The organism is Undibacterium sp. Ji22W, from assembly GCF_049340305.1.
GTDB lineage: Bacteria > Pseudomonadota > Gammaproteobacteria > Burkholderiales > Burkholderiaceae_D > Undibacterium.
The window spans coordinates 387,614-411,240 of the sequence record NZ_JBMPOU010000004.1; the positions used below are offsets into that span (position 1 = coordinate 387,614).

Sequence of the window (23,627 nt, forward strand, 5' to 3'; positions counted from 1 at the left end):
CAAGCATCTTTCAACTGAAAACATCTGAATATCACAACAGAACATTAGCTATTTGAAAATATGATCTATACCAAAAGTTTAGTGTGGTTCCGCCGCGACTTGCGTCATTTCGACAATGCCGCTTTATACCACGCATTAAAACAGTCCAATTCTTGTTACTGCGTCTTTATTTTTGATAAAGTCATCTTGCGTGGCTTACCAAAGCGCGATCGTCGTGTGCAGTTTATCCATCAAAGCATTCAGGAATTAAGAACTGAGCTAAAAGAATTAGGCACGCACTTGATCGTTCTCTACGGCGATCCTGTCGAAGAAATTCCACGTTTGGCAGCCGAGTTAGAAATCAATGCAGTCTTCGTCAATCGTGATTATGAGCCGGCCGCACTACAACGCGACCAGTCGGTGCAACAACACTTAGGGAGTTTTAATTGCGACTTCATCGACTGTAAAGATCAAGTTATTTTTGATAAAGATGAAGTCTTAAGTCTGGCCGGAAAACCATTTTCTGTATTCACCCCTTACAAAAATGCCTGGCTAAAGAAACTTGCCTCTGAAATCGAAGGAGGGGCGGATTTCTATTTTAAGCCCTATCCCGTAAGAAAATATGCGGGTCATTTTGCACCACATACTAAAACTCCTTTACCTAGCCTAGCCAGCATGGGATTCGAAGAACTCAGCGAGCAAGAGTTGAAACTGCAAGGCGGCATGAACGCAGGTGCTGCTCTGTTAGAGGAGTTCTTAAATCGGATCGATCAATATGGTAATGCACGAGACTTCCCCGCAATTAAAGGGCCATCTTATCTGTCCGTGCATCTGCGTTTTGGCACTGTTTCGATCCGTTATCTGGTGAGTCAAGCGATGCGTCACATCCGTATCGCTAGTTCTCTAGACGGTGCCAGCGTGTGGTTATCGGAACTCATTTGGCGCGACTTCTACTTCATGATTTTGCACCATAATCCTCGCGTAGTCGGGCAGGCATATAAACCTGAGTACGATGCGATTCACTGGGAGAGCGGAAGTGCGGCGAACGAGTTGTTTAAGGCCTGGTGTGACGGAAAGACTGGATACCCATTGGTTGATGCCGCGATGCAGCAGCTGAACCAAACTGGCTATATGCATAATCGCTTACGCATGGTTGTCGCTAGCTTTTTGGTCAAAGACCTCGGCATCGACTGGCGCTGGGGCGAGGCCTATTTCGCACTGAATCTAAACGATTTTGACTTATCCGCTAATAATGGTGGCTGGCAATGGGCGGCGTCCACCGGCTGCGATGCGCAACCTTACTTCCGAATTTTTAATCCAACTACGCAGTCTGAAAAATTTGACAGCGACGGTAAATTCATACGTCGTTACTTACCGCAATTAGCAAAGCTGAATGCCAAGCAAATTCATGCACCATGGAAGCTGGGCCCCATCGAGTTGACGGCGGCAAGTCTACAACTAGGTGTTGATTATCCTTATCCGATTGTGGCACATGATGTTGCACGTCTGAAGACTTTAGAGCGGTATAGTGTAGTGAAGAAAGTGGGTTGAATCGAGCCTACTGCACGAGCAATAACGCGAAGGTTTTGTGGTCTGCGGTGCTCGCTGTGCAATGCTACAGGTGCGCTTCACGTTTCGAATTTTGACTACTTGCTGCAGTCACGCAGAGGACTTGAAACAGCACACCATAAAAAAACGCCTCGAGAATATCGAGGCGTTTTTTTATGGTGTGCTGTTTCTATCGACTGCGACAGATTTTTCCTAATAGTAAAACTATTACACAGCCTCGGTTTGCTTATTCACAAAACCACTAATCGCCGCCAACAAATCATCTTCGCGATATGGCTTACCGAAATACTCGTTCACTCCGAGTTCGGCCGCATAGTTACGATGTTTATCCGCAGTACGGGAAGTGATCATAATGATAGGAATATGATGGGTTCTCGAGTCGCTACGTACGTTACGCGTCAAATCGAAACCATCCATACGCGGCATTTCAATATCGACCAACATCACATCCGGCGTAATTGACTGCAGTTGTTCGAGTGCATCAATACCATCTTTGGCCAAGACAACCTGGTAGCCTTCACGCACCAGCAAACGTTGAGTTACACGGCGCACGGTCAAAGAGTCATCAACGACCATCACAATATGATGTGAACGCAGACCTTGCACCGGCTCCACGTTCGCAGCTGCAGTTTGCTTCTCCACCATCTCAGCCACTGCGCCCAACTCTGGTGTAGCACCATCAATATGCGTTTCAGGCAACTTGGCACGCTCGTGTTCGATTTTCTGCGCCAATGGAACAGGATTCAAAATCAACACAATGTTGCCAGAACCCAGAACCGTTGCACCTGCGATACCAATCATCCGTGCAAGCTGCGGTCCAACGTTTTTAACTACCACCTCGCGGTTACCAATAATCTGATCGACGTGAATGGCAACACGCTCATTGTCGCTCTTCATAATCAAAATAGGCGTGTATTGTTGCGTGTCCGGTGTCGCATCGCGCTCGCCCAACATACTTGGCAAGTAATGCAAAGGAACGCGGTTCCCTTGCCACATAATTGCACCATCATTGTAGGCAGTGGCCAAAGCCGCGGATTTCAACTGTTGTACCTGCTCAACTAATACCGAAGGTACCGCAAATGTCTTGCCGCCTGCATTCAAAATCACGACCTGAGTCACCGCCAAAGTCAACGGCAAGTGGATCGTGAAATGCGCTCCTTTACCTTCAACCGTAGTGACTGAAACACGCCCACCTAGTGACGCTGCTTCTGAACGCACCACGTCCATACCGACGCCACGTCCAGCTAATTCGGTGACTTCACTGGCGGTTGAGAAACCTGGTTCAAAAATCAAATTGACGACATCGGATTCATTGACAAAGCTTTCGTCAGTCAACAAGCCAACATTTTTCGCTTTTTCGCGAATACGGTTGATATTTAATCCCTGCCCGTCGTCGTTGAAATGAATAACAACCTCGTTACCCTCTTGACGAATTTCAATTAATAATTCACCAACTTCGCTCTTACCTCGAACGACACGTTCCTGGCGCGCTTCGATTCCATGCACAATCGCATTGCGCAGCATATGTTCAAATGGACCGACCATTTTTTCCAAAACACTGCGATCGATCTCAACCGATGTACCACGAATATCTAAGTTGACCCGTTTATCCATTTCTTTCGCAGTCTGACGTGCAATCCGGTACAGGCGTTCAGAAACACTAGAGAACGGAATCATCCGCACACGCATCAAATCTTGTTGTAACTCACGCGTTAAACGCGCTTGCGCATTGAGATCGATGGTTGCACCTTCGATCGTGCGATTCAACGTGGTCTGCACGGTGGCAACGTCACTGACGCTTTCTGCCATCATCCGCGTCAATTCTTGCAAACGCGTAAAACGGTCAAATTCAAGAGGATCAAATTCACGGTCGCCGGAAAATGCCATGCGTGAAGTGATCTGTGTTTCAGCCTGAATTTCAACTTCGCGTAATTGATCCCGCAAACGACTGACGTTTTCTGTCAACTCTGACAATGACGCTTTTAAAGTATCAACCTCATTTTCCAACTTCGAACGAGAAATAGATACTTCACCCGCCTGATTGACCAAACGATCAAGAATATCTGCGCGAACGCGCACTAAAGGTACTGGTGCCGTATTGGTTGCGGTCACCACCTGCGGTGCCGCTTGCCTCAAGGCACGTGACACAATTGCAGGCTTAACTGGAGTGTTAGTGACTTCGGCCACATGAAGATTCGGTACTGTGAGGGCATCTATACCTGCCGCAAGATCGCTGCTCAAACTCACTGAATTATCATCTGGTGCTTGCATCATCGAGGATTCAGTCGATGCCGGCGCTAATGAGTCATTTTCATGGATCGGAGCATTCTCCGGCGCTTCCTCGAACTGATTCATTTCTTCGGTTGCGGACAACTCACCGATTTCCATATTCGGGGCATTTTGGAGCGCCAAATCAGGATTTTGCAAGCGCTCAAACAAATGCATTGCATAGTCATGACGGGACAATAAATCTTCCAACAAAGGTTGACGAATCGTACTACCGGTATGCATCAGATTTTCAATACGCGTTTCCATATCATGCGTATGTTGGCCCAATTGCATCGCACCAGCCATCCGAGCACTACCTTTTACTGTGTGCATCAAACGCAATATGGATTGTGGAATCGCATCATCCTCAGGACTCTGCTGCCATGAACGCAATAATTGACCGATCATCGGCAACAAATCATTACCTTCTTCCAAGAACACTGGGAGTAAATCATGATCAATCTCGTCGTTCACCTTCAAGTGAATTTCCGAACTGCCGCGATCAAGTTCGATTTCCTGAGCAACCGGAGTCGCTTCTTTTGCTGTCAATGCTTTCGCAGCATCCACAGCTTCAAAATTTCCGATCGTTAAATCAGGCGAAATTTCATTTTCAAAAATTGCTGAAGGTACGGGTTCGGTAGAAACAGGTTCAATTGCGAAGGTCTCAGAAACAACTGGATCGGCATTGATTTCTAGTGACACAGTATCTGAGGCTAATTCCTGAATATCAGCTGGCAAGTCAATTCCGACTTTGGACAACGCTTCTACATCCGAAGATTCGGTTGCAGCTGTCAAAGTTTGCGACAATTCCTGCGGCAAGTTTATTTCCACCACATTCGGCGTTAGGTCGTTCTCAGCAAGCGTCTCGATCACCGCAATATTTGGGGTGTCCGAATAAGCTACATCTGAAATCGTTTCGCTAATATCAGAGGTGGTAGTTGGCAAAACAGGCACTTCCAAGACCGCCGATTCCTCTACTGTCTCTAATGCTGCTATTGCTTCTACTGCCTCGATTGCTTCTACTGCCTCGATTGCTTCTACTGCCTCGATTGCTTCTACTGCCTCGATTGCTTCTACTGCCTCGATTGCTTCTACTGCCTCGATTGCTTCTACTGCCTCGATTGCCTCTACAGCCTCTACTGCCTCTACAGCCTCTACTGTTTCGCCTGTCTCTGTTGCAAGTAAGACTGGATCCAAACGTTCATTAGTTGACGTGATAAATTCACCATCATCCCCAATATTCGAACGTGCAATAACGGCTTCCAGCAATTGACTTAAACTGAAATTTTCTTCTGGAACTCGATCCGCCATTTCAGACAAAGCGAATTTTTGCAGCATAGATTTAACACATTCAACAGAATGGTCCAACAAGTCAAATTCTGCATTTTCCAAAATGACCGGATGGCGTTCTAAGCGCTGCAGGACGTTTTCCAGGCTATGTGCCAATTCTTGCGCTGCAAACAAGCCGACAGTAGCGGAACTACCAGCTAAAGAATGTGCTGCATGTACTGCATGACGGGAAACGGGGCGGCTTGGCTCATGACGCCATTCGGAGAAATCCTGTGCCAAAAAGCGTACGATTTCATCTGTCTCCGCCATATAAATCGTGTGCAGCGGCAAACTTATTTCTATTTCACCAATACGCTTCGTGTTGTCGGAATCTTTCAACACCGGCATAGAAAAATCTGGGAATTCGATAATTTGTGCTGTTTGTTGAACTGCTATAACGTCGTCTGGCGTGATCAACTTGTCAGACAATCCAGAATCTTCAAGCAATTCAATTGAGTCTGAATCCGTTGCCGTTGGCGTTATCGCGAACACATTATTGTCCAACGCATCATCGGCGAGCTCGTGACTAACATGACTAGCATCAGCACTCTCAATAATGTCTGTCTTAATTGCTAGCAAGGCATCATGAGAAGGAATATCAGGAAAATCTAAAGAAACGTCGTTTAACTCTGGTGCGTGCAGATCGGGGATCGTCAGGCTAATTTCTGCATGATCTTCAGCTTCCTCGATCGCTGATGCCACCGTCAATTCAGCTTCATTGAAAGCAACATCATTTTTGGCAGTTGTATCAGATGTTAAAGTGAGACTTGTTACATCGATCAATTGTGCAACATCTTCCGGTATAGCTAATTCTGGCAGTTCAGTTTCTAACGACGGAGCCACAACTTCGATAGCTTGTTCGGTTTCAGGTGACTCAGTCAACAGCACTGGCTCTAATGGCACCGATTGCTCCAGCCCTACCGGTTCAATACTAAATTTTTCACCGTCTCGTACACGAGTGGCAGCCGCAATAATCGCATTCGAATTACGACTGGAGCTCCCTTTCGTCTTAAGCTCCTCTACCCAAGCAAACATCTCTTCGGCTGCGTATTCCAACAATTGATAAAGTGGCTCAGTACCCGCACGGGACTCGGATAACCACAAGTTCATGACTTGCTCAATGTTCCACGCACCTTCACCAAACACCATCAGGCCTACCATTCGTCCACTACCTTTGAGCGTATGGAATGATCGGCGCAATCGAATCAGGTACTCTTGGTTAGTCGAATCATGACGAGAAAGAGGAATATTTTCCCTTACTGCACCAAGTACTTCATCGGCCTCGGTCAAGAATATCTCTAACAGCTCCGCATCAATTTCTTCTTCGGTTTCGGGTAATTCGTGGCTTAACTGTATCTCAGGCTCTACATCAACGTGAGATGTCGCCGCAACGATTTCATCTAATGCAGCTGCTTGTGTCAGATCTGCATGTGCGAGTAAATCAATTGCAGTTTTCGCTCTGGCGCTGGCATCGCTATCGTCAAGTAAGGCTGCATATGAACGTTCATGATCCAAAGAGTCTTTAAGTTTAGCTTGTAAAGCGGAATCTTCAGGTGCATCAACCAAAGAAGCTAACAAACGTTCAGATTCTTTTTGCTGCTCTATCAAATCTTGCTCAGCGGTTGGCGCTGGTTGCGCCAAAGGATTTATTTCTAACGGAGTAGATGGTAACAATTCTTTCTCAGGCGCTTTTTCCAATAATTTTGTTTGGAAAGTTCCAGCGACCGAATCAAAAACAAAGCGCTTTTTAGCAAACTCTGGCTGGCTTTGCAAAGTCTCGATGAAAAACGATAGCGCTCCGATATTTTGTGCCACTTTTTGATGCAAGTCATTCAACTGCGCGGGAGCCAAGCTTGCATCACCTTGCGCAAAGGAATTGACTAGCGTACGTGTGTGACTGACTGCAGCGAGCGCATCGTCTTGATCCAGCATTGCCAAAGCGCCACCAAGCTGCGCTAAAATACCATCAACCGGCGCTAATGTCGCAGTATTCGAAATATCACGGAAATGCTCATCTAGCGCTTTTTCTGCCTGTTTCAGGCTCACCTGCATCTCACCGACCAGCACACCCATTGTCTGCCGTTGCTGCGCTTCACGAGAGATTTCACCGATCCAGGTGACGTGTCCATCAGGAACCTCACCACTCACGACCGACAACAGTCGAGCAGAAATTTCATCAGCGCGTGCTGAAAAATTCGCGGGCAAATGTGTAATCTGATCGAGTGAATTTTCAAGAAATAGAAGGCAGGTTGCTAATTCCAATCCCATTCGTTCTTTGTCTTTGGCACGAACCGCATGGCTGGCGATGCCGTTTAATTCACGCAAGAGTTTGGTCAACGGTGGTGATTGTAAGCTCACGCCTAATTCTGCAAGATCCTTCATCTTCTGGGTGAACTTATCTGCCAAACTGTTATCGCCGTTCGAAATGCGACCCCACAAGTTCTTAATGTTTGTGAGCAATTCTTTCGCATTCACCAAGACATTTGGTGAAATTAAGCCATAGCGTTTTTGATCATAATCATCCGGTACATGATCGTCTAACTGATATGCGCGCCGGATTTGCGCCACAAAAGCCGATGGATTACGCACTTGGGCAATGAAAAATAATGCATCGCGCAGTAAGCGTTCCGGAACACTTGTATTGCCTTCAACTAAACGACGAATTTGTAAATTAATTCGTCCCCAGATTTGTTTTATATGCCGCTCATCTCGTGCATCTATCGACGCTGTTGACTCCGCAAATGCGCGCATCACTAACCAAAATGCTTTCGTTTGCGAGCTTGTTTGTGCCTGCTCGATTTCCCGAATTAAAACACTCATCTGATTCGATGCATCCAGTTTCGCATCGAGGTTTTTACTTGTAAGAACAGTGAGTAATAATTTTTCGAAGCGTAAACGAATAGCACCGTAGTTAATGCTTGCCGGATGGGCCGACAACGCTAATTCTGGTATTTTTTCCTGCACCGATAGCGAAGGAAAAAATAAATCCGCGGGGTGAATTCGTTCAGCACCTTTTAACTCAAGCAGGGCTCGATACTCCGGAAATAAACGCACCGGTTGTTGAGAATTCCCTGCCAGCAAATCTTCCAAATAGCGCAAAACCGCATAAAACGCTTCTGTGATTCGCTGCACAACGTCTGCCGAAATAGCTAGTTTTCCGGCCTGAATTCGTTCGATCAACTCTTCGACCGTCTCGGTCACAATCGAAACACCTTCGACCTCAACAATTTGTAAGGCACCATGTGCCTGATGCAAATAAGTCTTCGCCTGTAATAGCGATGTGGATTGCGTATCAGTCTCTTGACCAATCGCATCATTCAACAATTTACCGGCACTCGAAAGTGCCTCTCGCAATTCCGTCATGACCCAAGACAAGGGAGCAATATCAAATTGCTCCTGCCCAGAATCCAACGTTTTAGAAGAACCTGATGTCATTCTTAAACCCCGCAAACTCTATGGGCGGAAAAACAAATTTTCCGCGTTGCATACATAAACAAGCAGATTAAAATCTCGCTTGCTGTCGAAAATCAGGCTGTAACCCGGAATCGAGACACTGAGTTCTTCAATTCTTCCGCTAATTTCGACAAGTCCTTAATGGAGAGTGAGGTTTGTTGTGTACCGTTTTGTGTTTTCTCGGTAATCGTCAAAATGTGTTGAATATTTTGGGCAACGCCGTTTGCTGAAGTTGCCTGCTGTTCGGTAGAAAGTGAAATACCTTGAATCAATTCCGCCAAGCGGTTTGAAACGCTACGAATCTCAGACAACGCCGTACCCGCCGCATCTGACAATTTTGCTCCTTCAACCACACCCTGTGTCGATTTTTCCATCGCGGCAACCGCGTCATGAGTATCCGTTTGAATCGTACGAACCAATGCACCGATCTGCTTGGTCGCTTCAGCTGAACGTTCCGCCAATCGTTGAACCTCTTCCGCAACGACGGAGAAACCTCGACCCGCTTCACCCGCAGATGCTGCCTGAATCGCCGCGTTCAACGCCAACACGTTGGTCTGTTCGGTAATATCGGAAATCAATTCGGTGATCTCACCAATCTCTTGTGAAGACTCACCGAGACGTTTAATACGTTTAGATGTTTCCTGGATCTGTTCACGAATCTCGTTCATGCCTTTGATCGTGTTTTCCACAGCCAAGGCTCCTTGCTCCGCCGCCGCAACTGATTGACGCGCAACTTCTGCAGATTCATTCGCAGAGCGAGAAACTTCGGTAATATCATTCGCCATCGTGGTAATCGCTTTACCAGCGTCGACAATCTCACGCGCTTGTTGATGAGACGCTTCCAACAATTCATCGGAAATTGTTTGCGCTTGTGAAGACGCGCTGGTAACTTGTACTGCGGTCGTTGTAACACGGCCTACCAGTCCACGCAACTCTTCCACCGTGTAATTAACCGAATCGGCAATCGCACCGGTGATGTCCTCGGAGACCGTTGCTTGTACCGTCAAGTCACCATCCGCCACTTCTTGCAACTCATTCATTAAGCGCAAAATCGCTGCCTGGTTTTGTTCGTTAACCGCGTTCGCTTGTTCTTCTTGTTTCTGCGCCAATTGCATTTGCGCATCGGCCTCAAGGCGTCGTTGATTTGCTTCTTTGGTACGGCTGCGACTGTCTTGCAACAAGACCACCGCGATACCTGCGGCGGAAACCAACGCTAACGCTGCTGACAACATCAGGAACCAGAACGACAGATTTGTCGAATCTTGTTGTGCGGTGTAAGTCTTTTCCAACGTAGCAATTTTTTGTTTGATGTCTTCGTTTTCATTAAAAATCAATTGCTCGGATTTTTTCGCTTCAATGAATTCATTGTTTTTTGCGAGAATACTATCCACGTTTTTTTTGTAGTCTGCGAACGTCTTACGCAAATCAGTCAACAGTGCACGGATAGCACCATCTTTCACGGCCGCCAATTTATTGATTTCACTACCGTTCAAGAAACCTTCGACCAGTTCATAGAAAGTATCCGCATCTTTACCCAATAAGAAAGCTTTTTCTGGGTTGATACCTTCTGGTGTCATGAATTCACTCGCACTACGTGCCAGACGTTGCGTCAACATAACAAGTTGGCCAGATGCGAAAATCGCTTGCGGAGACGCGCCGCCCTGCACTTCTTTCGTTGAGATATCGCTCGTCAAACTCTCAAGAGTTGGCGATAGTAAGTTCATGCTTTCCAAATCTTCACGGAAACCAGCCAATTCTTTCTTGGTTTTCATGATGGTGGTCGCTGCTTTGTTCGAGTTCGCCCAGGCCGCTTTGGTCGTTTTCAAAATCGGCTCGGCGCCTGAACTTGCCTTGGAGATAGAACGGCCTTTGTAATCGCCGCCATTCAAGAGAATGTCGATATTCGCATTGATCGTTTTTTGGCTTTCTTCCAATTGAGAAAACGCCGCTGGTTTGCCGTAAATCGCATTCGGTGCAGCTTTACCAATACGCTGCGAGTGCATCAGAATCTCACCGGAAATCTGTGCCTGCGTAGAAATCAAAGATGACTGACTCGCGTTTAAATAAACGAATAGTGCACTTAAGCCTAAAGAAACGGCCATCGCAATCAACAAATAACGGATCTGTTTTTGTAGTGGCAAATGCCCAATCAAAGGCAAGCGAATATCGCGACCTTTTTCCAGGGCATCACCAATGATAGTTGCATCTACTCGATTGATGGTGCTGTCAAAATTAAGCTCTTTTTCTGGCTCAGCCATCGTGTGCTGAGGCTGAACCTCAGGCTCTGCTGTTTGTACGTCATTCTCTTGCAACATACGAACGTTCTGTGCTTCTTCTATCGTTTCTAAAGGCAGAATCTCATTCTCAATCGACTCAATCGGTGCCTCTGAAGCTTGATTCGCAAAGTCTAGATCTTGGACTTCTTGATCTTCAGTCGAATGTGGTGGGTTATTCAATGCCATTACAAAATCTCCTAAACGATTGAAAAGCTAGGCTTTTTCTATTTTACTTATCCGTCAAACACTTATTTTTATTTACAGTCCAATGTGCAAGAATTCTTGATCCTGGACTAATAGTGAAAGGCTTAATTGTGACCAGACTTGCCCTTCCGCGTCTAAAAACCGATTTAGCACCCACGGTTTTTTCTGCTGATTGATCGCACTTTCATCGATTGCGAGCTCATCAATCAGATCCATTTCGTCCGCATTACGCAAACCAAGCACTTTCGACACTAACAATCCACTGTTAAATGACAATGAATTCGAAAACGCCAAAACACGACATGAAGAATCCAGGAATGTTGCCTCATTTCCCTCGAAAAGTGAGTAATCTATGACGCTGGTCAAACTACCGCGGACATTCGAAAGACCGAGGTACCAAGGTTTTGTCAAAGGAACTTTCGTGAGATTACCAGACGACACAATCTCACCCGCCTCACGTAAATCAATCAGGTAGCGAAATTTTCCGATCTGGACTCCCAGCTGATTTGCTCTGACATGCGCGCCAGCTTTCGCAGCTTGCATACGCTCCATCAGCTGAGATTGAAAATCTCGCAAACGAGCCCGTCGTCCGATCGCCGCAGAAACTGCTATTTCGGGTTCTGTTACCACCAATTTGTCGCTCGAATTATCTGCCATAAACTCACTCGCTTAACCGAGCGCTGCTATTTTTGCCAGTAACTCTTGAGGATCAATTGGCTTCACAAGATAATCTCTTGCGCCTTGACGTAAACCCCAAATTCGATCGGTTTCTTGATTTTTACTAGTACAAATGATTACCGGAACGTCTTGAGTTTCTGGATCTCTAGAAATCGCACGCGTAATTTGAAAACCGTTTTGGCCTGGCATCACGACATCCATCAAAATTAACTGCGGCTTGTCGGCTTTAATTTTTGTCAATGCATCTTCACCATTTTCTGCGGTAGAAACAGAAAAGCCATTTTTCACCAAAATATCTGTCAAGAAATAACGTTCCGTCGGTGAATCATCAACGATCAAAATCTTCTGTATTGCCATTTTCAACCTCGAAAAAGTTTTTGAATTTAATTAGAAACAGCCTCAGAAGTGTACTTCCGTACAGTCTTAAGCAAGCTATCTTTTGTAAAGGGTTTAGTAAGATATTCTTCTGACCCAACCATCGCTCCACGTGCCCTGTCGAACAATCCATCTTTTGAAGAAAGCATAATTACAGGGGTATCTCGGAATTTGGCACTTTTTTTAATCAACGCGCAAGTTTGATAACCATCTAGTCGCGGCATCAGGATGTCACAAAAGATTAAATGCGGATGGGTATCGTTTATTTTGGCCAGCGCATCAAATCCATCTTCTGCCAAAATCACTTTATAACCAACTTGCCCCAAGAAGATTTCGGCCGACCGACGAATAGTACTGCTATCGTCAATCACCATAATTCTTAAATTTTCGTTGCTAATCGATGTTGACATGAGGCTATCTCGAAATGGAAGAGTTTTTACTACTCCGCACTTTATCAAAGTTTATCAAGCTTGCACCAATTTTTAGTTGTTTCTACACGATGAAACAACAATTCAGGTTTACCTGTACGTAAATCGAGTTTAAAAATAGAAGCGAGCACCTAATTTCATGTCTATTTAATCTATAAAATGCACTATCAGCATTTCTAAATTCCTCGCCAACTTACATCGACACCATATCAAAATCATCTTTCCTTGCACCACATTCAGGACAAGTCCAATTTAAAGGAACATCTTCCCATTTAGTTCCAGGCGCGATTCCATCCTCTGGCATACCAGCCGCTTCATCATAAATCCAACCACAAATTAAACACATCATTGTTTTATATTCCACGAATTCCATTCCTTTTAGATAACGACTTTAAACAGGTGTTAGGTTAAGATCAGCTTTTTTGTCTATTCTATTTCAGATATATCTAAATCAAGCGCAATTGCATGATCTAAAAAGATCGAAGAATAAACAAACTTTCATTTTTATTCCAGTAAAAAGTTAGATCTCTTATTGCTAATGCCACTTCATTTTTGCATTTTAAAAATTGTAATGTCCATCACATCATCACAACCTCATCATTACTGGTTGTGAAGTATCGTTTTCTTATAACTATTTTGCAGTGAGAATATTGCTATGTCTTTCAATGAGACTCTGTTTCAAAGAGCACAAATTACTACACCCGGCGGTGTAAACTCGCCAGTTCGTGCATTTCGCTCCGTTGGTGGTACGCCACGCTTTATCAAGAAGGCTGAAGGCGCTTACATTTGGGATGCAGACGACCAAAAATATATCGATTACATTGGTTCGTGGGGACCGGCAATCTTGGGACATGCGCATCCGGATGTGGTTGCGGCTGTTCAACAGGCGGTCACGCAAGGTTTGAGTTTTGGCGCCCCCACCGAGGCGGAAATTCTAATGGCAGAAGAAATCTGCAAGCTGGTGCCTTCAATTGAACAAGTACGCTTGGTGTCCAGCGGCACGGAAGCAACAATGAGCGCTTTGCGTCTCGCACGAGGTGCAACGAAACGCGACAAAATCATTAAATTCGAAGGTTGCTATCATGGGCATGCTGATTCGTTGCTGGTCAAAGCAGGTAGCGGCCTATTAACATTTGGGAATCCAACTTCTTCTGGAGTTCCTGCGGACTTCACCAAACACACATTGGTTCTTGACTACAACGACTGTGCGCAACTAGAAGAAGCTTTTCAACAATTTGGTAGTGAAATCGCCTGTGTTATCGTCGAACCGGTTGCAGGGAATATGAACTTAATTAAAGCAACTGAAGCATTTTTGCAGACTATGCGCCGTCTTTGTACCGCGCATGGCAGCATATTGATTTTTGATGAAGTGATGTGCGGCTTCCGAGTTGCGCTTGGTGGAGCGCAATCCTTGTATGGGATTACACCAGACTTAACCGCGTTAGGCAAAGTCATTGGCGGCGGATTACCAGTCGCTGCTTTTGGGGGCAAAGCTGAGATCATGGCACATTTGGCTCCCTTAGGTGGCGTCTATCAGGCCGGCACTTTATCCGGAAATCCGGTTGCGGTTGCAGCTGGATTAACGACGTTGAAGCTCATTCAAGCACCTGAGTTTTATATGCACCTCAGCCGACAAACTCAAAAGTTAGTTGACGGATTCAACCGCATCGGTAAGGAACTAAATATCAATTTTTGTGCAGATGCCATCGGCGGCATGTTTGGCATCTACTTTTGTAAAGAAGTACCAACCAGTTTCCAACAAGTCATGCAAGCGGATGGCGATTTATTTAAACGATTCTTTCATGCAATGCTCGATCGTGGCATATATCTTGCTCCATCGGCTTACGAAGCAGGATTTGTGTCGGCATGCCATTCAGATAATGTAATTAAAACTACAATTGATGCGGCATATGAATCTTTACGTCAATTTACATGTAAAGAAAATTCGTAGAAACCGTACTATTTCCACACTGCATTTAATCTGTTAATTAATGAAAAATAGACACCAATCAATTGTGGAATTCTTGTCACTGCCAATAATCTTCTGCTATCTTTCGCCATAACTTAATCTTGACCTTTTTGAGAAAAACATGTCATTAAATCTAAAGAAAATTAGTCTTGCGATTAGCTTAACCATTACTGCGCTATCTTCGTATGCGCAAACGCAAACTTTAAAGGAATCTGCGCAAAAGGCTATTTTGACCAATCCCGAAGTACAGGCAAAGTGGCATAGTTTTCAATCGACAAGCTCCGGCCGGGATGCTGCGTTAGGTGCTTATTTACCCAACGTTACATTGACCGCAGATACAGGGCGCGACAACCGCGATAACCGTCTAGGGAAATCTGAGTTAAATCGTAGTGCAACAGCAATTAGTTTGAATCAAATGATCTACGATGGTTTTTTGACGAGTAATCAAGTTAAACAACTCGATCATCTGAAGCGTGTTCGTTTCTTTGAATTACAAGATACTTCGGAAAACATCGTGTTAGAGGTTGTCCGTGCCTACTCAGACGTTGCCAGATTCCGTAAGTTGGTAAGCCTCGCTGAAGATAATTATGTTCGTCACCGTGCGGTATTCGAACAAATACAGGCGAAATCAAAAGCGGGTGTAAGTCGTCGCGTCGATTTGGAGCAAATTTCGGGACGTTTAGCATTAGCAGAGGCGAATCTGGTGACTGAAACGTCTAACCTACATGACGTTAGTGCAAGATTCCAGCGACTGGTGGGTGTTATGCCAGCAAAAGATTTGGAAAGTTTAAGTGGTTTATCCACTGGCATGCCCAGTTCTATTGTAGAAGCCTTGAATGTCGCGTTTACTAATCATCCAGCCTTATTAGCAAGTATCGATAACATTGACTCAGTGAATAGTGGATTGAATTCACGTCGCTCTGTCTATCAACCTCGTCTTGATTTTAAAGCACGGGCTGAGCGTGGCAATAACATCGATTTCGTTTCGGGTCGCACCAATAATAATTCAGCCGAATTTGTAATGACTTGGAACCTGTTCAACGGTGGTAGCGATAAGGCACGGGTGCAGGAAGCAGCAGATCAATTAAATCTGGCGCGTGATTTGCGCGATAAGACTTGTCGGGACATACGCCAAACCTTAGCGATTGCGTTCAACGACACTCGCAAATTAACTGATCAATTGAATTTCCTCGATCAACATCAATTGTCAATTGAAAAAGCGCGAGACGCTTATCGCCAGCAATTTGATATTGGCCAGCGCTCTTTGCTCGATTTATTAGACACTGAAAATGAGTTGTATCAAGCCAAGCGCACTTTTTCAAACGCTGAAATTGACTTATTCTTAGCCTACGCAAGAACGCAGGCGGGAATGGGCAAACTTTATGCAGCTTTGGGATTAGCACGTCGCGACGACGCTACTGGTTTGCTTAAGAATACTGAAATCAGCCCGAACGCTGCGGCGGCAAATTGCCCAATAGAAGCACCGGATATTTACGTCATTAATAAGGCGCAACTCGATCAACGCGCCATTGAAGGCATTACAGTTTCAGAATTCAAACCTGTTGCCGTGCCGGTACAAGCAGCAGCTGCGCCCGCAGTAAAGATGCCAGAGCCGGATAAAGATCACATTGCAAATTCTCGCACTGCGGTATTAAATTCACTGAAAAGCTGGCGCGATGCATGGGTGAACATGAACCCAGAAGCCTATTTCAATTTTTATGCAAAAAAATATACATCGAGAGAATCGTGGAAAGCTGCCCGCCGTGCTCGCTTAATGAGTGCACAAAAAATCAGTTTGGATTTATCTGATATTAAATTCACTATGCAAGACAGCAAACATGCAACAACGAGTTTTCAGCAGGATTATCGTTCTACCAGCTACCAAGATAATTTACAAAAGGCACTGTACTGGGAGGAAATTAATGGGAAATGGCAAATTGTGAATGAATCAGTTTCAGGCCCTAATGCCAAGCAATGGTAGAAGCCACCTACCCTATGCATGATGAGATGTAATGAAAAACCCGCAAGGCAATGAGCTCTGCGGGTTTTTTTACGGAGTGCTTTAGAAATCACTTAGACATTCGCAATGTTTCTCAAGAGAAGTATTTTTTCTTGTAGAATGGTTATTTAGATTGGGATCGGCCTTATAGTCTGATGTCTTGCACGTGTAAACTAACCACGTGAGGATAAACAATCATGCGGTGCTAGAGCTTCTCGCTGCTTTACACATTTCTGAATTTTTTTGGGTGGGTTCATATTGCAATCTGCTTTTTTCGCCTTGCGTTGCTATCGAATCAAAATACTAGCGATAAGTCTGTTTATCGTGACAGCTGCAATATCGCTAAATTCATTTGGAATCAATTGGGATCGCTTGCGTTTAAGTATGCGTGCGTTAGGTGGCGAAGAACAAATTTTCAATGAGTGGTCAGCTCTGATTATGAACAATAGTGAAATGCCGATCGAAGTCAAACTACAGAAGGTCAATCTTTTCTTTAATCGAAAAATTATTTATACCGATGACATCGAGGCTTGGGGGCAATCCGACTACTGGGCAACGCCACTTGAAAGTCTGGCGAAAAAAAAGGGGGATTGCGAAGATTTTGTCATTGCGAAATATTTCAGTTTGCGTAACTTAAATATTCCAGATGCACAACTTCGACTTGTTTATGTCAAAGCTCGGATAGGCGGAGTCAATAGTAATATTACACAAGCTCATATGGTATTGGCCTTTTATCCGACCGCCGATGCAGAGCCATTAATTCTCGACAATTTAATTTCTGATATTCGACCAGCTTCCCGTCGCAACGACCTAGCACCAATTTTCAGTTTTAATGGACAGGGAATTTTTGCTGGTGCCGCGAGCAACGCGACGTTAGGCCCAGGCGGCACAAGCCGGTTATCGCGATGGCAAGATTTATTAGAACGTGCTCGCAAAGAAGGCTTTGAGTAATTTGCACTAGAGTGAACAATAAGCAAGGAAGATTGTAGTAGTGGAGTCGTTGACAAGTTTCATTGTCCTTGGCTGTTTAACTATATGCAAGATAAGTTAGTACGGCATTAATGGACCAAATTTATAGAAGTCCAAAAGTAAGAATTTAATTTGTTTGGGTGGTCGCGTCCAAGCTTTATGAAAGTACGCACAATTTACAAAGGAAACACCATGTCGATGTACCGCCAATTATGGTTCGCTATCATCCTTAGTACCTTAATCGCTTTGGTTGGTAGTTTGTTCGCGTCTACCATGAGTTCTCGCGCTTATTTGAACGAGCAATTACGGATGAAAAACTCGGACAATGCGACAGTTCTCGCACTTTCATTGAGTCAAAAAAATATCGAACCAGTAGAGCTTGAATTGATCATTGCATCATTATTCGACAATGGTCATTATGCCTCGATCAAAGTGCTTGACCCCGCGGGGAAAACACTCGTCGAACGCACCGCTCCCAGCGAACAATCAAATGTACCTGCTTGGTTTAAGCAGTGGCTTCCGATCCAGTCTATCCCTGGGCAGGCACAAATAAGTAATGGTTGGAAACAGCTCGGCACTATCTCCTTAGTCAGCCAAAATGGTGATGCGTATCAGACACTCTGGAAATCGGTGCAGGAAATGTTTGCCGCTTTAGCGATTTCAGGGTTGATCGCGTGCTATCTCGGCGCACTGATTTTACGTCGTATTAAGCAACCATTAAAAGCCGTCATCGATCAGGCTAAAGGGATGACAGAACGGCGCTTCATTATTACGCCTGAATCTAGAGTGCCTGAACTTAAGCAATTGTCTACCGCAATGAATTCAACTGTAGTGCTATTGCAATCGATGTTCGCAGAAGAAGCAGAGCGTTTGGAAACTCTGCGTGCCCAAGCGAATTCAGATGCAACCACAGGTTTGTCAAACCGAAACCACTTTATCAGTCAACTCCAGGCTTGCGTTGAAGAAGAAAATGCACCAGCTGGTAGCTTAATCTTGATTCGTTTAGCGGGTCTTGCCAACATTAACAAAGCATTGGGCAGAAATAAGACCGATGACTTACTCAAGAAAGTTGGCCAATTACTCAATATCCATCAAAAACATTTACATGATGGCTTTGCCGCACGCTTGAACGGTACTGATTTCGCGTTGTTATTCAGACGTGAAGATGCACTCACAGTGTCACAAAAATTACTCATTGAGGTACAGAAAATTTTCGCTGACATTACGGACAATTTTACGATATTTATTGGTTATGGGAACTATGAGTTCGGTATCACACCAGGCAGTTTATTGGCGCAAGTTGATGCAGCCGTTGCTAGCGCAGAAGCAACTGGTAGTAGCGCCGTACGGGAATCAGCACCATTAAATATTGAACATGCTCCCCGCAGTTCGGAAGAGTGGACGAAATTAATTCTTCGGGCGATAGAGCAAAATTGGGTGAAGCTCGCCTATTTCCCTGTCACTAAATCGAATGGCGAACTAATTCACAAAGAATCTGCGCTGCGCCTTATGTTTGGTGGAGAGTGGTTTCCAGCAGCACGTTTTTTGCCGATCGCAGAACGATTGGGCTTAACTGAAAAATTAGATTTAATCGCGATTAAATTAGCCTTGGAAGAACTAAACAAGACCGATGCTGACAAAGAAATAGCGGTCAATTTATCTGCACAGTCGATTCAAAGTGCTGACTTCCGGACGCAACTAAAGGCAATTTTACAAAGCAAACCAGCTGCTGCAAAACAATTATGGTTAGAGGTTCCTGAAAACGGCGTGTTTGCCAATATTGACGCTTTCCGCACATTTCATCGTGATATTGCGCCGACTGGATGCAAGCTGGGTCTGGAACATTTTGGACGCCAGTTCGATAAGATCAATTTGCTACATGACCTCAAATTGAATTACGTCAAAATTGATGGTGGCTTCATTCGCAATATTGAAAGTAACGAGGGCAATCAGGCGTTTGTCAAAGGCGTCTGCCACATTGTTCGCCGTTTGGCACTGTTAAGCTTTGCTGAAAGTGTCACTAGCCAAGCAGAATTAAGTACCTTAAGTGAATTAGGATTAGATGGTGCGACAGGGCCAGAAGTTGGACGCCTGTTTCCACTTGACTAATCGCATTAATCATCAACACATCAAATCAACGTGCTTTGTCGACAAGACATCCACCATACTGGTTAACTTGGAGATCATCACCCCCTAAAGTTGATCACAACAAAATTCTTAAAGCGACTCGCGACGTACGACAAGAAAAAGGAGCAAATGAGAATTTGCCCCTTTTTTCAATGATCAACTACATTCATCTTAATCAGTGATGATCTTTCCTTTCGAAATCAAATCATTGATCAATTGCAGATCAGTCGTAAAGCCAGTCGTAAGATTGACGCCACTAAAGACAATTTGTTGCACATCATTACTCGTGACATTAGTCGGATTGGTTGCCATTGAATTGCCAGCCGTGAAAGCACCGCTAGTACTAATATACAACGTGGTGTTAGTGCCATCCCAGTTAAAGTGAATAAACTTATCCAGAGTTGCGCTGGATTCTCCGACCAGTAGATCACGTAAATCCAAACGATCTCCACCCGATGCGTAAGTTGCAGTTCCAAAGTCTGTGATCGTATCAACCGCTGGAGCGGCGGTAGTACCATTGTCGCTCAAAGACCATTTGAAGGTATCTGCGCCCAAGCCACCCGTCAGGCTGTCACTACCTGTACCACCAATCAGAATATCGTTGCCATCTCCACCACTCATGGTGTCATTGCCTGCACCACCAGTCATTCGATCATTTCCGGTAGTACCGGTGATCGTATTGGCATTAGTATCACCAATAAATTGATTGTAGCCATCTGCACCCATTCCACTCAATATTGAGAAGCTAACATTCTGTGAAGCCGTCGTCGATGTCGTACCACCAGTCTCAGTGGATGTGGCCGTGACCGCGACGGTGATATCGCCAATGGTCGATGCCAGCAATTGCAATTTAGCAGACGAGAACTCAATTGCTGGGACAGTAACGACACCACCGACTGCAGCAATACCTGAAGGATGGGCCGTCGTAACGATGGTCGCACCTGCAGGCAAACTCGAGAAGTTATAACTTAAAGATTCCGAACCGTCAGTATCTGTCAATGCCCCTGAGACATAAGATGGCAAAGCAATCTGTGTAAATTGACCAGATCCAGCATTGCCAGCTAACACGCCCTGTTTCTCAGTTAACACGATATCGTCGATCATCGCACCGCGGCCATTTGCATCAAACTGTGTCGCGTCGGTAATGATCGTAATCGTTTGCGATGTTCCGTTTCCAACAAAACTAAAATGCAAGTTTTGCCAATTCAAAGAGTTCTGTGGACTTAAGTTAGAGTAGCTAGCTATCTTGACCCCATCCACTAATACAGTCATTACCGTAAAGTTATTGTTGTAACCGTTACGTGCTGCATAATCAAACGACAAGTCGTAGACACTACCAGAAACTGTTGTCACTGCTCTTTGAATCCCCAGTGTCTGAACATTGCCAGTTGCATTATTAAGCTCTAACCAGTTAGTACCATTCCCCGCCATCGCCGACATTGTTGGCGTTGAGCTATCTTGCGCGGTAATAATGTCTCCGGTTGACCAAATTTCAAAACGATTTGTACCGCCCGTTGTCGCATCGGGGGTATCTATTCGTGTCCAGCCACTTAGTACCGTTTGGTTAATGCCAGTTGAAGTGGTATCTGGGTTGAGTGTCGCTTGTGTCAGACCAGTATCTGCTGCTTCCCACGAGGTGCTGAATTTCACACTGCTTGCAGCATTCGTCACGCTAAGTGTTGGTGCGTCAACGACAGGTTTAACATCGATAGTCAACGTCGCTGTATTACTGATGTTTCCGCCGTTATCTATGCCTTGGAACGTGAAATTAGCGTAGTCATTTTTCATGTTACCAACACCGGCGGTCGCAAAACTAGCGTCGCCAGATTCATTTGCAGCTGGAACGAAACGCAAATTATTGGCGATGACCTGCGCCTGCGTAATCGTCAATCCAACAGCACTCACCCAAGAAGTACCGTTAAAGAACTGTAAAGCACCTGAAGCGGGGCCAGTGACAATTTTAACGCTCAATGTATTGCCAGCATCGGCATCTGTGATGCCAAAATCCGCCCAGCCGAAACGATATGTTGCAGCTGACACTGTGCCACCGCCAGTAATAACAGCTGCCGCATCTTCCGAAATAGTGATTGCTTTAGATGTTGCAACTGGTGACGCATCGTTATCTGTGATCGTGCCCGTACCCGTTGCCGACGCATTCGTGGTTGTACCCGCCGTGCGTGTTGCCGTTAAGACGAAGGTTTCGTCGAGCTCATCCAACAAATCTTCCGTCACTGGTGTACGTACCAAGACACTCGTCGCGCCTGCGGCAATGGTCGCCGTAGCCGCATTGTTCCACGTCGTTCCACCATCCGTTGATACTTGCAGATTCGTCGCTGTCGCACTACCGTAATCCGTACCACTGCCCGTGGCGTTACCACCGCCTAAGGCGAGGCTGACACTCGTTGCTGTGGTGCTCGCATTACTTAAGCTCACCGTGAATTGCGCAAAGCCACCGCTCTCCGCGACAGTGACATTGCTAACGCTCAAAGTTGGCGTATCGTTGTCGCTACCACCAGTGCCGGTGCCATCATCTTTGATCGTACCTACGCCCAGATTGTCTAAAATCGTGGCGTTCGTTGGCGTGACCAAATTCACATTGAAGTTCTCCGACAATTCAAACACGCTATCGTTGGCGATATTGACCGTGATCGTTTGTGTCGTCACACCAGGATTGAACGTCAAGGTACCACTCGTAGCTGTGTAATCGCTACCCGCTGTTGCTGTACCGTTGCTGGTGTTGTAACCAACAGAAACCGTTTGGCCCGATGCTGCCGACAAAGTGACCGTGAAGGTCGCTGTGCCAGCCGCTTCGTTGACGATCACGTCGTTGATCGACAAGCTTGGTGTCGGATCATTATCTGTAATCGTGATGGTACCGGTTGCAGATGCGTTCGAAGTTATTCCGCCGACGGTCGGTGTCGCCACCAAACTGAAGTTTTCACTAATTTCATCTAACAAGTCATCTGTAATTGGAGTACGCACCAATACGCTGGTCGATCCTGCAACGATTGTCGCCGTAGTCGCGTTATTCCAAGTAACACCATTATCCGTCGAAACTTGAATATTAGTTGCGCCTGCGCTACCAAAGTCGACTCCGGCTCCTGAAGCAGTACCCGCATTCAACACTAAACTCAAGGTCGTATCAACACCACTCGCAGCATTTAAGCTAATCGTAAACTGAGCAAAACCAACGTCTTCAGCCACCGTCGCGCTGCTCACGCTTAGAGTTGGTGCTGTGTCATTGTCAGTGATCGTACCTACGCCCAGATTGTCTAAAATCGTGGCATTCGTTGGCGTGACCAAATTGACGTTGAAGTTCTCCGACAATTCAAACACGCTATCGTTGGCGATATTGACCGTGATCGTTTGTGTCGTCACACCAGGATTGAACGTCAAGGTACCACTCGTAGCTGTGTAATCGCTACCCGCGGTTGCTGTACCGTTGCTGGTGTTGTAACCAACAGAAACCGTTTGGCCAGACGCTGCCGACAAGGTGACCGTGAAGGTCGCTGTGCCAGCCGCTTCGTTGACGATCACGTCGTTGATCGTCAAACTTGGTGTTGCATCGTTATCCGTGATCGTGCCCGTACCCGTTGCCGACGCATTCGTGGTTGTACCCGCCGTGCGTGTTGCCGTTAAGACGAAGGTTTCGTCGAGTTCATCCAACAAATCTTCCGTCACTGGTGTACGTACCAAGACACTCGTCGCGCCTGCGGCAATCGTCGCCGTAGCCGCATTGTTCCACGTCGTTCCACCATCCGTTGATACTTGCAGATTCGTCGCTGTCGCACTACCGTAATCCGTACCACTGCCTGTGGCGTTACCACCGCCTAAGGCGAGGCTAACACTCGTTGCTGTGGTGCTCGCATTACTTAAGCTCACCGTGAATTGCGCAAAGCCACCGCTCTCCGCGACCGTGACATTGCTGACGCTCAAAGTTGGCGTATCGTTGTCGCTACCACCAGTGCCGGTGCCATCATCTTTGATCGTACCTACGCCCAGAT

General features: G+C 45.7%; 12 protein-coding genes. 5 read left to right on the forward strand and 7 right to left on the reverse strand.

Annotation, left to right across the window (positions count from 1 at the left end; translation table 11 throughout):
• Positions 1 to 60: 60 nt before the first annotated feature.
• Positions 61 to 1,530 (forward strand): cryptochrome/photolyase family protein, encoded by a 1,470-nt coding sequence (locus ACO0KW_RS19230; protein ID WP_423054977.1) that lies wholly within the window; start codon positions 61 to 63, stop codon positions 1,528 to 1,530.
• 225 nt (positions 1,531 to 1,755) lie between these two features.
• On the opposite strand, the gene ACO0KW_RS19235 is transcribed toward ACO0KW_RS19230, so the two are convergent.
• The 6 genes from ACO0KW_RS19235 to ACO0KW_RS19260 form a co-directional block, all read right to left on the reverse strand.
• Positions 1,756 to 8,580: an Hpt domain-containing protein gene (locus ACO0KW_RS19235; RefSeq protein ID WP_423054978.1), complete on the reverse strand. Its 6,825-nt coding sequence runs from the start codon at positions 8,578 to 8,580 to the stop codon at positions 1,756 to 1,758.
• Between the two features lie 92 nt (positions 8,581 to 8,672).
• On the reverse strand, positions 8,673 to 10,856 hold the full coding sequence (locus ACO0KW_RS19240; RefSeq protein WP_423054999.1) for a methyl-accepting chemotaxis protein: 2,184 nt from the start codon (positions 10,854 to 10,856) through the stop codon (positions 8,673 to 8,675).
• A gap of 276 nt (positions 10,857 to 11,132) precedes the next feature.
• Positions 11,133 to 11,735: a chemotaxis protein CheW gene (locus ACO0KW_RS19245; protein WP_423054979.1), complete on the reverse strand. Its 603-nt coding sequence runs from the start codon at positions 11,733 to 11,735 to the stop codon at positions 11,133 to 11,135.
• Between the two features lie 12 nt (positions 11,736 to 11,747).
• Positions 11,748 to 12,113 (reverse strand): response regulator, encoded by a 366-nt coding sequence (locus ACO0KW_RS19250; RefSeq protein WP_186943644.1) that lies wholly within the window; start codon positions 12,111 to 12,113, stop codon positions 11,748 to 11,750.
• 26 nt (positions 12,114 to 12,139) lie between these two features.
• Positions 12,140 to 12,541 carry a response regulator gene (locus ACO0KW_RS19255; protein ID WP_423054980.1) on the reverse strand — a complete coding sequence of 134 codons (402 nt, stop codon included), beginning with the start codon at positions 12,539 to 12,541 and terminating at the stop codon, positions 12,140 to 12,142.
• Positions 12,542 to 12,752: 211 nt separating this feature from the next.
• Positions 12,753 to 12,923, reverse strand: a complete 171-nt coding sequence (locus ACO0KW_RS19260) for a rubredoxin (RefSeq protein WP_423054981.1) — start codon at positions 12,921 to 12,923, stop codon at positions 12,753 to 12,755.
• 291 nt (positions 12,924 to 13,214) lie between these two features.
• Here ACO0KW_RS19260 and hemL point away from each other — a divergent pair, with 291 nt between their 5' ends.
• From hemL to ACO0KW_RS19280, 4 genes are all read left to right on the forward strand, one after another.
• The gene (hemL, locus tag ACO0KW_RS19265; RefSeq protein WP_423054982.1) at positions 13,215 to 14,510 is read left to right on the forward strand and encodes a glutamate-1-semialdehyde 2,1-aminomutase; all 1,296 of its coding nucleotides are present in this window, start codon (positions 13,215 to 13,217) and stop codon (positions 14,508 to 14,510) included.
• Between the two features lie 139 nt (positions 14,511 to 14,649).
• Positions 14,650 to 16,509 carry a TolC family outer membrane protein gene (locus tag ACO0KW_RS19270; protein WP_423054983.1) on the forward strand — a complete coding sequence of 620 codons (1,860 nt, stop codon included), beginning with the start codon at positions 14,650 to 14,652 and terminating at the stop codon, positions 16,507 to 16,509.
• Between the two features lie 342 nt (positions 16,510 to 16,851).
• Positions 16,852 to 17,478 carry a transglutaminase-like cysteine peptidase gene (locus tag ACO0KW_RS19275; RefSeq protein WP_423054984.1) on the forward strand — a complete coding sequence of 209 codons (627 nt, stop codon included), beginning with the start codon at positions 16,852 to 16,854 and terminating at the stop codon, positions 17,476 to 17,478.
• 210 nt (positions 17,479 to 17,688) lie between these two features.
• Positions 17,689 to 19,605, forward strand: a complete 1,917-nt coding sequence (locus ACO0KW_RS19280) for a bifunctional diguanylate cyclase/phosphodiesterase (RefSeq protein ID WP_423054985.1) — start codon at positions 17,689 to 17,691, stop codon at positions 19,603 to 19,605.
• Positions 19,606 to 19,794: 189 nt separating this feature from the next.
• Here the strand turns inward: ACO0KW_RS19280 and ACO0KW_RS19285 are convergent.
• On the reverse strand, positions 19,795 to 23,627 hold a 3,833-nt coding region (locus tag ACO0KW_RS19285), incomplete at its 5' end, for a beta strand repeat-containing protein (RefSeq protein ID WP_423054986.1).